Origin of the sequence: Neglectibacter sp. X4, from assembly GCF_009917365.1 — a bacterium.
GTDB lineage: Bacteria > Bacillota > Clostridia > Oscillospirales > Acutalibacteraceae > Acutalibacter.
This window is the reverse complement of the sequence record NZ_QWLE01000004.1, coordinates 82,877-96,741: the sequence shown is the minus strand read 5'-3', so window position 1 is coordinate 96,741 and position 13,865 is coordinate 82,877. Positions and strand designations below refer to the sequence as shown.

Sequence of the window (13,865 nt, the reverse complement as noted above, 5' to 3'; positions counted from 1 at the left end):
CCAGGTATTGCACTGTTTTTACGTCCACCTCCGCCAGCAGCAGATTGGTTATATAGGTATGCCCTTACGGTATAATACCCGCAGAGCAGCTATTATAGAGTTTGCAAATCCAAAAATAATCCATACTTGAGTTTAGGATCAACCCCTTTTTAAAGGGGTTGTGGGGTGCGGGGCAAAGCCCCGCGGCCTTAGGCTGGAGCGTGGAGGGAATCCGCGGTCTTAAAACGCTGAAAGGGGGAAGAGGGATATGGTAGCAAAAATTCACAGCATGGGGCTTTATGGCATGAACGCGTTCCCGGTGGAGGTGGAAACAGATCTTTCCGGGGGCCTGCCGGCTTTTGAGGTGGTAGGCCTGCCCGACGCGGCGGTAAAGGAGTCCCGGGACAGGGTGCGGGCGGCGCTGAAAAACTGCGGGTTCGATTTCCCCGTCAGCCGCATCACCATGAACCTGGCCCCGGCGGACAAGCGCAAGGAAGGGCCTATGTATGATCTGCCCCTGCTGCTGTCCCTTTTGCAGGCCTCCCGCCAGCTTCTGTGCGATTTGGAGGACGCCGTATTTTTAGGGGAGCTTTCCCTTTCCGGGCAGGTGCGGCGGGTGCGGGGCGTGCTGCCCATGGCGGCCCGGGCACAGGAGGCGGGGTATAAGCGGCTGTTCGTCCCGGAGGACAACGCCCGGGAAGGGGCTGTGATGCAGGGCCTGCAGGTGTACCCCGTAAAGGACGTGCCCCAGCTTATAGCCCACCTGCGGGGAGACTCCCTCATCCCTGCCGCCCAGCCCGCCGAGCCTGCGGAAAGCCTTCTGCCCTTGCCGGATTTTGCCGATGTAAAGGGCCAGAATGTTGCCAAACGGGCCTTGGAGATAGCTGCCAGCGGCAGCCACAGCATCCTGCTGCTAGGCTCCCCCGGCTCTGGCAAGAGCATGATGGCAAAGCGGCTGCCCTCCATCCTGCCGGACATGGCCTTCCAGGAAGCCCTGGAGGCCACCATGATCCACTCCATTGCCGGGCAGTTGGAGGCAGGGGGATCCCTGCTGCAAAGCAGGCCTTTCCGCTCGCCCCACCACACCATTTCCACAGCCGGATTGTCTGGGGGCGGGGCCATCCCCCGGCCCGGGGAAATCTCCCTGGCCCACAGCGGCGTGCTGTTTTTAGACGAATTCCCCGAGTTTTCCAAAAGCGCCATGGAAGTGCTGCGCCAGCCTATGGAGGACGGGGTGGTTACAATCTCCCGGGTGGGGGGCAACGCCAGCTATCCCTGCCGTTTTATGCTGGTGGCCGCCATGAACCCCTGCCCCTGCGGGTATTTTGGCCATCCCACCCGGCCCTGCACCTGTTCGCCCCGGGCGGTAGACCGGTATCTGGGGCGGATTTCCGGGCCGCTTCTGGACAGGATGGATCTCCATGTAGAGGTGATGCCTGTAGAATTCGAGGCCCTTTCCTCTGCCGGGGAGGAGGAAAGCTCTGCCCAGGTGCGTGCCAGGGTAAACGCTGCCAGAAAGCGCCAGACAGAGCGCTATGAGGGCATGGGCTTCACCTGTAACGGAGAGATCCCGCCCAGCCTGCTGCGGGAGGCCTGCCCCACCACCGAGGAGGCGGGCCGCCTGCTCCGCCGGGCCTTTGAAAAATTCGGCTTCTCTGCCCGCACCTACGACCGGGTGCTGAAGGTTTCCCGCACCATTGCCGATTTGGACAACTGCGATGTCATCGGCAGCGCCCACGCGGCAGAGGCGGTGCAGTACCGGACGCTGGACAGAAAATACTGGCTCAACGGGATTTAAACAGTAAAAGCGCCCTGTATGCAGGGCGCTTTTTGTCTGAAAAGAATCATGAATAAATTGTGAATTGTGGTAATTTGGAGGTAAAAAACTGCGGTTTGTAACCAGATTGTAACCAGCTTTTTGGTTTTTTTGGCCGCCTGGCAAGGCGGAAAAAACCGGATTTTAGGCACGCCCTATCCTTCCAGCCGCAGCACCTGGACAGAGGTGCGCACCTCGTAGCGGCACGCTGCCATTTCCTCGTGCCACCCGGCGCTGGCGGTGCGCCAGTAAGCGGGATACTGTCGGTACAGCAGGTTTCCAAAGCCAAAGATGTCGCAGTTATCCTCCTGCACGCTCTGCTCCAGGGCAGAGAGTACCTCCCCTTCCAGCAGGGCGGCGGCCTCTTTCTCTATCTGGGCATACTCCCCGGCCCCCAGCCGGCTGCGCCCGCCGGAAACGGCGCTGATATCTGCCTGCGCCTCCACAGAAATGGTGAACACCGGTCCGTTCCCGTCTATCCGGGCATCTATCTTTCCTTTAGACTGGGAAAGGGACAGGGTTGCCGCCCCAAAGCTGCCCTGCACCACAGCTTCCCCTTTTTCCAGCAGGTTTTTCGCCGCCAGATATCCCCGTGTTTGGGAAAGGGACAGGGCGCCTGCCTGCTTATAGCCGGTGAAATAGGCTGTAGAGGCGATCTCCACCCCCTCTTTCCCTGCCCGCAGCACAGGCAGCACAGCGGAAGATCCTTCCCGCTTCACCCCGTTTACAAAGTCCAGAAGCTGCGCCCCCATGGCTTTGCCGTTAAGCTGCCCGCTTTTTCCCAGCTCCTGCAGCTCCGACATCCGTAAAAGCTTCCCGTCCTTTTCATAGGAGAGAACTTCCCCCGCGCTCCCCTCTGCCAGATATACCTGCACCGCAGGGCGGGTGTTGTAGTAGCGGATGAAAAAATCCAGGCAGCTATCCAGGCCCTGCCGGGCGCAGGTTTCCCCAAACACCACCAGGTAGTTGTGGGAATAGAAAGGCTCCCGGCCTGTGGAAAGGGAGAGGTTTGTCAGGGCTTCCAGCACAGATTTCCCGGTGCTGGTGAAGCACTCCTCCCCCTCGTCCTCGGGGGACACAGAGGAGCGCACTGTCACCAAAAAGCCGTCCTCCACAGCGTCCACGCCGATGCCATGTATCAGCAGGCGCTCATACAGCTCCCGGTATCCGCAGCCCTGCATGGAGAGCATCAGCGCCGCCACAAGCGCCAGGGCCAAAGCTTTTTTCCATAGAGCCATTCCCATACCTCCTGTCAGCGCCCCTTACGGGGCCTTTTTTGTCTGTTTTTCTCCCCGCCGGGAAAGTAAGTCTGCCGCCAGCACCAGCAGGGGGATGGCAAAGCCTGCCGCCGCTGTACACAGGAAAAGGATCCTCGTGTCCAGCAGAAACCTTTGGGCCAGGGGGGACATAGCGGCCCACAGGGCCAGGCCCAGCATCAGCGCGGCGGAAAGCCAGGCCCCGCTTTTTGCCTCTCCCGGTTCCTTTTGCAGGGCAGCGGCGCACAGCCGGCAGCAGTACATGTCAAAGGCCAGCTTCACCACCAGCCCCATCATCCACACGCCGGTAAAAACCGCGTCCAGCCGCTGCATAGACCGCACCTGGGTGATGGAGGCCAGGGCATACACCGGGAAATTCTGGGTGTATGCGTACCGCCCCAGGCACCCCACCACCAGGAACAGCAGCAGGCACACAAACACCGCTGTCCCCCCTGCCCAGCAGGCAAAGCCCAGGCCCTTTTTCCCCTTCACCATGGGCAGGAGCATGGCCATGTCCGCGAAGATGGAGGTGCGGGCGATAAAGAGCAGCACGCCTGTATAGGTTTGGGAGAAGCCGTTATAGAAAAGCGGCTCCAGGTTTTCCGGGGAGAACCGCCAGGCCACAATGCCGAACACCAGCCCGCAGCCTAACAGCAGCACCACGAACACGCAGGTGGCGCACCGGGCAATGGTTTCAATGCCCTTCAAGGCCCCATAGAGGGCGGCCCCGGCAAGCACCGCCGTCACCAGGGCGGCGGAAAAGGCGGGGTTTATGGTGTCCATGAGAAAAAGCTGGAACAGCGCCAAAGACGCGCCGTTTATCACCACAAAATAGGCAAAATAAAGAAGGGGCACGGCTTTTCCCGCAAAGCCCATATCCAGCACCGCCGCCCGGCTGATATCCAGCCCCGGCCTGCGCCTGTGCAGGCCCCACACCGGCAGGGCAATGATAAATCCCAGGGCCATGGCAAGCACATAAGACACCATGCTGTCCAGCATATTTTCCCCCCCGGTATACTGGGCGTTCAGCGCAATGGTCACCACCACCCGGGATACGAACATGCTGATGAAAAACTGCGCCGCGCTGATTTTCCGCTCTGCCATCCTGTTTCCTCCTTCTGCTTCCTGCCTCTGGCGTCCAGGGGGCTTAAGGGGGTATTTTTGAGGAAAATACCCCTTAAGAATCCCCAAAACCTTTACCCGCCCCCGCTGTGGGGTGTAAGCGGCCTTGCAGGCCCGGTATCCATACATTTCCGGATAATATAATGATAGTCCTTATTGCCCTGTTTCCCGGCTGCCGGGCATGTCCTGCACCTTGGCGTCCCGGCGGGAAAGCTTCTGCCAGCCTGCCCGGGCGAACACGTCCCGGAAGGCCAGGCTTCCGCTGTAGGGCGCAACCGGGGACAGCAGGGGCACCCCGAAGCTTTCCGATCCGCACAGGTTTAAAAGCAGCAGCGCCAGCCCCAGCATCACGCCCCACACCCCTAAAAAGTTCCCCGCCAGCAGGAAGGCCAGCCGCAAAAGGGCCAAAGGCTCGTAAAGCCGGGGCACCGCATAGCCCGCTATGGCGGTGAGGGCCACCACCAGCAGGGAAGGGGCGCTGACAAGCCCCGCCGACACCGCTGTGTCTCCCACCACCAGGCCCCCCACAATGCTCACCGTGGCGGAAAGGGATCGGGGCGCCCGCAGGCCCGCCTCCCGCAAAACCTCGTAGAGGAAGTATAAAAGCAGGGTTTCCGCCATAACCGGGAAAGGCGTTTGGGCTTCAGCCTCCGCGATTTTCAAAAGCAGGCTTTCCGGCAGCAGCTCCGGGTGGTGGGTGGTAATCGCCACATACAGCCCGGGCAGGAAAGCGCTGAGGAAAAAGGCCAGGTATTTCAGCCAGCGGATAAAGGTGCCGTAAAAGGGCCGGGTGAGGTAGTCATCCAGGGTTTGGAAATTTTCCACAAACAGGAAGGGAACCAGCAGCACGCTGGGAGTGCCCTCCACCAGGACAGCCACCCGGCCCTCCTCTATTTTCCCGCACACCACGTCGGGGCGCTCGCTCATGCCCACCCCGGTGAAAACGCTCCCGCCCCGCTCTAAAAAGCCCGCCAGGTATCCCGCCCCCAGGGCGGTTTGCAAATCGCACTCTTTCAGCCGCTTTTTCACCTTTTCCACCACCTGGGGCGAGGCAATGCCCTCCAGATAGCAAATAGCCAGGGGGGTGTGGCTCTGGTTCCCGGCCTGGGCCTTCTCAAACTTCAGGGATGTGGTTTTCATCCTGCGGCGTATCATGGCCATGTTGGTTTGATAGCTTTCTGTGAAGCCGTCCTTGGCCCCCCGTTGCATCACCTCGTTCTGCGGCTCCTCCGGCCCCCGGCTTTCAAAGCCTTGCACGCCGAACACCAGCGCTTCCCCGCAGCCGTCTATGCACAGCACCGCAAAGCCGCTCATCAAAAGCAGCAGCACCTGCTCCATCTGGGTTTCCCGCTTCTGCTCCACAGAGCCTAAAACGTTCTTTTCAATAAATTTCAGCTTCATCTCCCCATCCCCGGGCATAACAGGCGCGCCCATCAGGGGATTTAAAATGCTCAGGGTGATGGTCTGCTTGCTTACCAGGCCGTCCAGGGCGAACAGCGCCGCCCCGGTGCCGGAAAGCTCCAGCTCCCGGAGCATGAAGTCCATGGATTTTTGAAACTGGCCCTGCAGATATGTTTTGTTTTCCTCCAGCTTTGCCGATACCCTTTCCATGCTGCGCCCCCCTTTTATACGGCTAGTATTCGCCGGAAAAAGCAAAAATATGCAGAAAGAAACGCCCATAAACTGGGCGTTTCTTGGGATACTATAGTCACATAACGGGAAGAAAGGAATGATACCGGGCGCAAAAGGCGGGTGGCTCGCTTTGCGCGAACGCTGTATCCTATGGCGATTTTTTATGCTAACATCCTTACTGCGTACATTTATCATGTATGGGGCCATCCTGCTCAGCGTGCGGATTATGGGCAAGCGGCAGGTGAGCCAGCTACAAAATTCTGAACTGGTGGTTACCCTCCTGATTTCCGAGCTGGCGGTGATGCCTATCCAGCAGCAGGGCGATCCTTTATGGAACGGGCTTATTCCCATGGCAGCGCTGGTGCTGTGCGAAATCGTGGTGTCCCTGCTGATGCTGAAAAGCGGAAGCTTCCGGCAGGCAGTGTGCGGCAAGCCCATTGTAGTCATCGAAAAAGGCCGCGTGCTCCAGGGGGAATTGCGCCGGCTGCGCATGAGTACGGAGGATCTGTTTGAGGAACTGCGCCAGAGCGGGTGCTTCTCCTTGGAGGACGTGGAGTATGCCATTGTGGAGACAAACGGCGCCATGAGCCTCTTGAAAAAGGCGGCCAACGACAGCCTCACCCCCAAACAGGCCGGGGTGAAGGTGGATTCCGCCTCCCTGGAAGTGGTGGTGGTCAGCGACGGCTGCCTTTCCAGCCACTCCCTGGAGCTGGTGGGGAAAACCCCTGCCTGGGCAAGGGAGCAGGCAAGGTGCGCGGGGCTGGAGCTTTCAGAGGTGTTCATTATGACAGCCCGGCCTGGCGGCAAATGCAAGGTGATTCCCAAAGACAAACGCGGGAAGTAGCGCGGGAAAGGAACAGAACCGGGCCGCTCCGGCCGTGGTTTCCTGATACCTTCCTGCGGATTAGAGGTTTTTGAAGATTGTTAAGGAACTTTTTCCTGAAAAAAGTTCCTTAACCCGGAGGCGCAGCGTATTCTTCCAGGCAGAGACCCTGGGACATGATATCCCGGGCGGCTTCTTCCCCCACATACCGGTAATGCCATGGCTCGTAATTTACGCCGGTAAGCTCAGTTTTGTCCTGGGGATAGCGGAGAATGAAACCGTATTCCTGGCAGTGGGCGTGAAGCCACGCCTGCTCTGGCGTATCCTCCTGGGTTTCGTCCAGGTTCTGGTTCTCCGCTGAGACAATATCTGCCGCCAGCCCGGACTGGTGCTCGCTGCACCCGGGAGGCATCACCCACAGGGCGGCCTGCTCCTCGGCTTCCTCCTGGGTATAGCCCTGGCAAAGGGCTGTTTCCACATTCTGCTGGAAGATGGCTTCCTGGGATTCATAGGAGCGGTATCCCGAGCACACCAGGGGCTGCAGCCCTTCTCGTTCCATGGCGTCCAGCATGGCCCGCAGGTATTCTAAGGCCCGGCTGTCAAAGTTTTCCCCTGTAATGGGATCGATGACAGAAAGATCCGGATTCCAGTCCCCGGGCAGGGGATGGGTGGAGTTTACCAGGCGAAGCTGCCAGGAGGCCTCCTGCCCCTCGCCCGCCAGAATAAGGCTGGGGGTGTCCCTGGGAAAAGCGGGGGCGGTGCCGGAGGGAGACGGGCCTGGCTGGATTTGGGCCATGGCCCAAATCAGCACGCTTATCAGAGAAAGGGGGATAAGCAGGCCTAATATAGTGAAAAAACGAATGCGCCGTAAAGGGCTGGCGGCGGTTCTGCCTCGTGTGTGCTTTCTGCTTTGCAAATCCTATCACTCCTTCAGGGGAAAAGGGCTGCCCGTTTTTTTGTACATGCATTAGACGGCGGCCCCGGCTGTTTGGTTAGGAGCGGGACAGGATTTTTTTCTTTTTGTGCCTCTTTCTACTATGATTTCCCCTTTTTGGAGATTTTTTGTGGTTTTCTCCAGTCTGCGCCTTTAGGGCAGGATGGACAGCAGTTCTCCAATCCGCTTGATTTTCGCCATATCCTCCCTGTCCTCCGCCCCGGGCTTTGCCTGTATCAGCACCGGCTGGATGCCAGCATCCCTGGCGCCTTCCAGGTTCCCGGTGAAGTCGTCAATAAAGACGGTCTGGGCAGGGGGCAGGCCCATTTTGGAAAGGGCGTCCTTATACATGCGTGGGGCGGGCTTATACACCCCCAGGGTGTAGCTGAAGGTGGCGCAGTCGAAATACGGGGTAAGGCCGAAGTGCTCCAGGGCTGGCTCTATGGAGGGCCAGGTGTCGGAAATAATCCCCAGCTTATATTTGCCCTTTAAAGCGTTCAGGGTTTCCAGCGTGTCATCAAACAGATAGAAGTTGTCTACCTGCTTATAGGCTTTTTCTTCTGCCACAGCCTTGATGTCCCCTTCGCTTAACCCCAGCTCCGGCAGATCCTTTGCGAGGATGGTAAAATACGTTTTAAAGGCCTGGTACTCCTCCTGTATGGTGGACATCAGGTGGTGGGTGTTCAGGTATTCCTGGCCTCTCTCCATGGCGGCCCGCACCCGCTCCCGGGGCAGGGAGGCCATTATGTCCTCTGGGAAATACTGCCGGGCAAAGGCGGAGAACATCCAGCTTCCCGACACAGGGGCCAGAAGCGTCCAGCCCAAATCGAAAAAGATGCCTTTTACAGGCGCTTTCAGTTTCATAGGAAAACCTTCTTTCTGTGTAATTGGCTGTTTAACCTGGGATAAGGCAGTTTGGTTTTGCCCGCCGCAGGGTCCGGCAAAGCCGGACCGCCCGGGGCTTGGCCCGGGGCCGTCTGGCGCAGCCAGACGCGGCGGCGGGCAGGGCAGCGGCTAGCCGCAATAGCGGGTTTCCACAAGATGCCGCCCATCGTAAACCGGGACGCCCAGAATCCGCACCTCCAGCCCCTCCAGCGTGGTTTCTACATTGCCGGATACCTCCGCCATGGCATGCCACAGGGTCGCCCGGTACAGCAGCGCCAAAGCGCACCACAAAAGGGTTTTCCTTTTCCTGGCCATAGGAGCGCCCCCTTCTATAAAGAAACAGCCTTTGGATATATGATGGCATACCAAAGGCTGTTTGTCAAATTTTTATAATAGGCAGCCCCCTGCCTTTGCCGGGCTATAAAAACTGGGAGTTATAAAGCCCTGCGTAGAAACCGGCCTTTGCCATCAGCTCCTCATGGGTGCCCTGCTCCACAATGTCCCCCTCCCGCACCACCAGGATGCAGTCGGCATTCTGGATGGTGGAAAGCCTGTGGGCAATGACAAAGCAGGTGCGGTCTTTCATCAGCTCCCGCATGGCGGCCTGTATCCGCCGCTCTGTGCGGGTGTCCACGTTGGAGGTGGCCTCGTCCAGGATGAGCATTTTCGCGTCTAGCAGCATGGCCCGGGCAATGGTGAGAAGCTGCTTCTGGCCCTGGGAGATGTTCATGCCGTTTTCGTCCAGAAGGGTGTCGTAGCCCTGGGGCAGGCCCATAATGGTCCGGTGGATATGGGCGGCCCTGGCGGCTGCCTCCACCTCCTCCCGCCCGGCATCCTTTTTGCCATAGGCCAGGTTTTCAAAGATGGTGCCTGTGAAAAGCCAGGTGTCCTGGAGCACCATGGCATAAGCCCCCCGTAGGCTCTCCCGGGTGATGCCCCGTATCTCCCGACCGTCCAGCTCGATGTGCCCGCTGTCCGGATCGTAAAACCGCATTAAAAGGTTTATCAAGGTGGTTTTCCCGGCTCCTGTAGGGCCAACGATGGCGATAAGGGCGCCGGGGGGCGCGTGGAGGCTCAGGTCGTGGATGATGGTTTTCTCCGGGCTGTAGCCGAATTTCACGTGCTTCATGGCCACGTCCCCCTGGACATGGAGGGCGGGCAGGGCATTCGGGGCGTCGGCAGGCTCCGGCTCCTCGTCAATAAGGCGGAACACCCGCTCTGCCGCCGCGCAGGCGGACTGCAGCTCGCTGACAATATTCGCCATTTCGTTAATCGGTCCGGAAAACTTCCGGGAATACAGCACAAAGGAGGAAAGGGGGCCGATGGTCAGCTTTCCCATAATGAAGAGGATGGCCCCGAACACGCTGATAAAGGCTAAGGACAGGTTGTTGATGAAGTTCACAGAAGGGCCTGTCATGCCGCCGTAATAGTCGGCGTTGTAGTAGGCATCCACCGCGTTCTTGTTCCGCTGGTCAAAGCGGCCTGTCATGGTTTCCTCCTGGTGGTAGGCCTTGGTGGTTTTCTGTCCGGTAATCACTTCCTCCACATAGCCGTTCAGCTCTCCCAGCATGACAGAGCGCTTGTGGAACAGGGGCCGCACCTTCCGGGTCATATACCGGGTGAACAGGACGGACATGGGGATGGTGACGGCAAACACCAGCACCAGCACCGGGGAGATGACAATCATCATAATGAGGGAGCCAAGCACCGTAATGGCGCTGGCGGCTATCTGGAGCAGATCATTTGACAAAGAGGCATTCACTGTGTCGATGTCATAGGAAATGCGGCTGACAATGTCCCCGGTCTGGTGGCTGTCAAAGTAGGACACAGGCAGGGTGGTAAGACGGTTAAACACCTGCCTGCGCATCTGCTCCACAATCTTCTGGCTCAACTGGATCATCAAAACGGAAAGCCCGTAAGAAAGCCCGGAGGAGGCCGCGTAAAACACAGCCATCAGCCCGCAGTATGTAAAGACTGCCGGGAAGTCCGTGCCGCCGGGCACCAAGCCGATGGCGTCTATGGCCTTGCCTGAGAGCATAGGGCCTAAAAGCGCCAGCAGGTTGCTGGCCGCCGTCAGCCCGATGGCCCCCAGCGCCAGCCACTTGTGGGCATATATGTATCCCCCCAGCCGCAAAAGCACCTTTTTCCTGTCCTTGGGCTTTTCAATAGGCCCTTTTGGCATCCTCATGGGCATGGCCCCCGCTCCTTTCCTGCCGGGCTAAGACCTTGGGGATTCCATCCCCAAACCCCTGCAACCCCTTTTCTCAAAAGGGCTTGACCCGAAAACTAATTACTCGCGTACATGTGCTTTCACGGGAACCAGCAAATCAAGCTGCACTGTTTCCGGCTCCCCTTCCGCTGTGCTGCGGATATGGTCATAATAGTTCAAGTGCTCCTCCAGCCCGCCGAACATGTCCTCCGGCGTGCCGGATCCGTTCTCGTCATATTCTTCGCTTTCCTCCACCCACCGGGCCAGCCATGCCCACTGGTGGAAATCCCCCATGCGGATGCAGTGGGCCGCATAGGTGCCCCCGGGGAAATGCTTTTTTTCCAGGGGCGGGGGCACTTCCATATCCTCCGGGATGGTGAGCCAGAACTCATAGCCATACTCTCCCCCCTCTGGGGGCGGGTTGGGGCTGTTAAACCCATAGAGGCGCATGCTGGCCCCTGTCTCCCACAGGCGGCTCCGGCGGGCAAAGTCCGCTATCATCTGCCCCGCATGGTTTTCCGGCTCCGGCCCTGCATACCGGGCGGCAGCTACCGCAGAGGCAGGCAGGTGTACAATCCTCACGTCTTTCAGCTTGGCGGCTTCCTCCGCCCGGGTCAACTCTTCCATCTTCCTGGCACGCTCCTTTTCCTGTTTTAACTGGGGAGGCGCGAAAGCCTCTGTCAGCGCCATCACACGGCTGTTTTCCAGCAGCGTCTGCCCGGCAGGCATCCAGTACCGGCTTTTCAAGGCTTCCAGCAATTCGCCCAGTATGTCCCGGACAGCCTTCAGGGCTTCCCGCTCGCCGTCCAGTTCCGCAAGCTTTCCCTGGAATATCCGGATAGCCTCCTGGGCCGTGGGATCCCCCAAAGCCTGCCCTATCTGCTCTAAGGACAGCCGCAGCCTGCGCAGAAGGATAATTTGCCGCAGCCGGGAAACCGCCTCTTCGTCATACATCCGGTAGGCATAGCCCGCCTGCCGCCGGCTGGCTATCAGGCCCTTCTGCTCGTAATACCGGAGCATCCGGGTGGAAAGCCCCAGCATATGGGATACCTGGGTGACGGTCATCAGTTCGCGTTCCATGGCTTACGCTCCTCTCTGATAAACAGCATAAGGTGCGACACGGTGTTCAAGTCAAGGGGGAAACAAAAATTTTTTAAATTGGTTTTAGGGCCACTGCGTGCCGGTGGCACGCGTCCAGCGGCCGACCGAGCCGGCAGGCGAGAAGCGGGGTATGGGGCAATACGTTCGCCAAGCGAACGTTTAGCCCCATAGTCTTAAGCCGCGCCAAGCTGTGTCTGGGCAATCTCCTGATACACCGGGCAGCTTTCCATCAGTTCGGCATGGGTGCCATAGCCGATGGCCTTCCCCTCCTCCAACACCAGGATGTGGTCGGCGTGGAGCAGGGAGCTGACACGCTGGGCCGCGATGAGGGTGGTGGTGCCCGTGTATTCCTCCCGCAGGGCTTTGCGCAGGGCAGCGTCTGTCTTATAGTCCAGGGCGGAGGAGGAATCGTCTAAAAGCAGGATCTCCGGGGAACCCGCCAAAGCCCTGGCCACCAGCACCCGCTGGCGCTGGCCCCCGCTTAAGTTGGTGCCCTTAGAGGTGAGCATATGCCCTAAGCCCTCCGGCAGGGCGGAGATGAACTCCCAAGCCTGGGCGCACCGGGCCGCCTTTTCAATGGCCTCCCGGGGAAGCCCCCGGCCAAAATCTATGTTTTCATAAATGGTGTCCGCAAACAGCACGTCGTTTTGGAACACCACGCCGAATTTCGTGTGCAGCTCCTCTGGCGGCAGGGAATCCACCTGCCTGCCGCCAATGGAGATTTTCCCCCCGTCCGGGTCATACAGCCGCATGAGCAGGGACATAATGGTGGACTTGCCGCAGCCTGTGGCCCCGATGATGCCAAGGGTTTCCCCTGGCTTTAAGGCAAAGGAGATATCTTCTACCGTTGCCTCCTTTTTGCCGTAAGAGAAAACCACATGGTCAAACTCCACATGGTAGGGGCTTTCTTCCGGCTTTCTGGGCACAACGGACAAATCGGGCGCTGTGTGCAGCACCTCCGCAATGCGGCCCCCGGAAGCGGAACCCCTGGAATACATAACGAATATCCGGGTAACCGCCATCATGGAGTTTAAGATAATGGTGAAATAGCTTAAAAAGGCGATAATCTTTCCCGGCTGGCTCAGCCCGGCATTGACCCGGAAGGCCCCTGTGATGATAACCGCCGTCAGCCCCAGGTTCAGCAGCAGGTTCATCATAGGGTTTGTGATGCCCATGACAATGCCCGCCTTTTTCTCCCGGCGCACCACCTCTTTGTTGATGCCGTCAAAGCGCCCCCGCTCATACTCTGTTTTGGACAGGGCCTTTATCACCCGTATGCCGGAAATGGTTTCCCGCACTGTGCGCACCATGCTGTCTATCCCCTGCTGGAGCTGGGTGTACAGGGGCATGCCCTTTTTGGAAACTGTGTACACCAGCACAGCCAGAAGGGGCAGGGTACACACCAGCACCAGGGTGAGCACCGGATCCAGGGTCAGGGTGATAAGCACCCCGCCTATCAGCAGGATGGGGGCGCGCACCCCCATGCGCTGCATCATGCCCATGAACTGGTGGACATGGTAGGTGTCGCTTGTCAGCCGGGATTCCAGGGACGGGATGGAAAACTGATCTATCTGGGCGCAGGAAAGCAGAGAGATGCGCTGGAACAGATCGTGGCGGATGCGCTGGGTGGCGTGCTGGGCCACCCAGGCCGCCATGCGGTTTGCCACAATATTCGTCACCAGGGCCAGCACAGCCGCCAGCACCATGGCCCCGCCCCACAGCAGCACCTGGCCCATGTCCCGGGTGGGGGCCACATTGTCGATGAGGTAGGAAAGAATCCAGGGCAGCACCAGATCCATAATGGCGCCGGTAAATTTTATGGCAAGCCCCAGGCTCATCCGGGGCGCAAAAGGCTTCAGGTAATGGAAAATCATCCGCATAAAAAGCTGCCGCGCGATCCGGGATGCCCAATAAAAGGGGAAGAGCTTCTGCCCCTTGCGCCCGGAATCGTTCCTTTCCTTATGTATTTCCGCGGGGAAGCCCCGCACGTATAAGTATAACAAACAATAGTTGCTTTTGCAACTATATTTTAATGGTTTTTCAACCATGACCATAAACCCTAAAAGGGCGGCAAAAAAGGGATACGCATCATCGTATCCCTTTTCCGG

General features: G+C 58.8%; 11 protein-coding genes. 2 read left to right on the top strand and 9 right to left on the bottom strand.

From position 1 onward, the window contains the following. Positions 1-247 precede the first annotated feature (247 nt). Positions 248-1,777: a YifB family Mg chelatase-like AAA ATPase gene (locus D1841_RS04355; protein ID WP_160642138.1), complete on the top strand. Its 1,530-nt coding sequence runs from the start codon at positions 248-250 to the stop codon at positions 1,775-1,777. 173 nt (positions 1,778-1,950) lie between these two features. On the opposite strand, the gene D1841_RS04350 is transcribed toward D1841_RS04355, so the two are convergent. The 3 genes from D1841_RS04350 to D1841_RS04340 all read right to left on the bottom strand — a co-directional run bounded on the left by D1841_RS04350 (position 1,951) and on the right by D1841_RS04340 (position 5,784). Further along, positions 1,951-3,033: a Ger(x)C family spore germination protein gene (locus D1841_RS04350; protein WP_160642139.1), complete on the bottom strand. Its 1,083-nt coding sequence runs from the start codon at positions 3,031-3,033 to the stop codon at positions 1,951-1,953. A gap of 24 nt (positions 3,034-3,057) precedes the next feature. Then, on the bottom strand, positions 3,058-4,155 hold the full coding sequence (locus D1841_RS04345; RefSeq protein ID WP_160642140.1) for a GerAB/ArcD/ProY family transporter: 1,098 nt from the start codon (positions 4,153-4,155) through the stop codon (positions 3,058-3,060). A 171-nt stretch (positions 4,156-4,326) separates the two neighbouring features. Then, a complete protein-coding gene (locus D1841_RS04340) occupies positions 4,327-5,784 on the bottom strand; it encodes a spore germination protein (protein WP_160642141.1) in 1,458 nt (485 codons plus the stop codon). Between the two features lie 184 nt (positions 5,785-5,968). Here D1841_RS04340 and D1841_RS04335 point away from each other — a divergent pair, with 184 nt between their 5' ends. Continuing rightward, positions 5,969-6,649: a DUF421 domain-containing protein gene (locus D1841_RS04335; RefSeq protein WP_160642142.1), complete on the top strand. Its 681-nt coding sequence runs from the start codon at positions 5,969-5,971 to the stop codon at positions 6,647-6,649. 109 nt (positions 6,650-6,758) lie between these two features. On the opposite strand, the gene D1841_RS04330 is transcribed toward D1841_RS04335, so the two are convergent. From D1841_RS04330 to D1841_RS04305, 6 genes are all read right to left on the bottom strand, one after another. Next, positions 6,759-7,544 carry a M15 family metallopeptidase gene (locus tag D1841_RS04330; protein ID WP_160642143.1) on the bottom strand — a complete coding sequence of 262 codons (786 nt, stop codon included), beginning with the start codon at positions 7,542-7,544 and terminating at the stop codon, positions 6,759-6,761. 171 nt (positions 7,545-7,715) lie between these two features. Next, positions 7,716-8,426: an HAD family hydrolase gene (locus tag D1841_RS04325; protein WP_160642144.1), complete on the bottom strand. Its 711-nt coding sequence runs from the start codon at positions 8,424-8,426 to the stop codon at positions 7,716-7,718. A 150-nt stretch (positions 8,427-8,576) separates the two neighbouring features. Further along, entirely contained in the window at positions 8,577-8,762 is a 186-nt protein-coding gene (locus tag D1841_RS04320; RefSeq protein ID WP_160642145.1) for a hypothetical protein, read from the bottom strand. 103 nt (positions 8,763-8,865) lie between these two features. After that, entirely contained in the window at positions 8,866-10,635 is a 1,770-nt protein-coding gene (locus tag D1841_RS04315; RefSeq protein WP_201751219.1) for an ABC transporter ATP-binding protein, read from the bottom strand. 102 nt (positions 10,636-10,737) lie between these two features. Next, on the bottom strand, positions 10,738-11,736 hold the full coding sequence (locus D1841_RS04310; protein WP_160642146.1) for an effector binding domain-containing protein: 999 nt from the start codon (positions 11,734-11,736) through the stop codon (positions 10,738-10,740). Positions 11,737-11,930: 194 nt separating this feature from the next. Then, positions 11,931-13,637 (bottom strand): ABC transporter ATP-binding protein, encoded by a 1,707-nt coding sequence (locus tag D1841_RS04305; protein ID WP_160642147.1) that lies wholly within the window; start codon positions 13,635-13,637, stop codon positions 11,931-11,933. Positions 13,638-13,865: the final 228 nt, after the last annotated feature.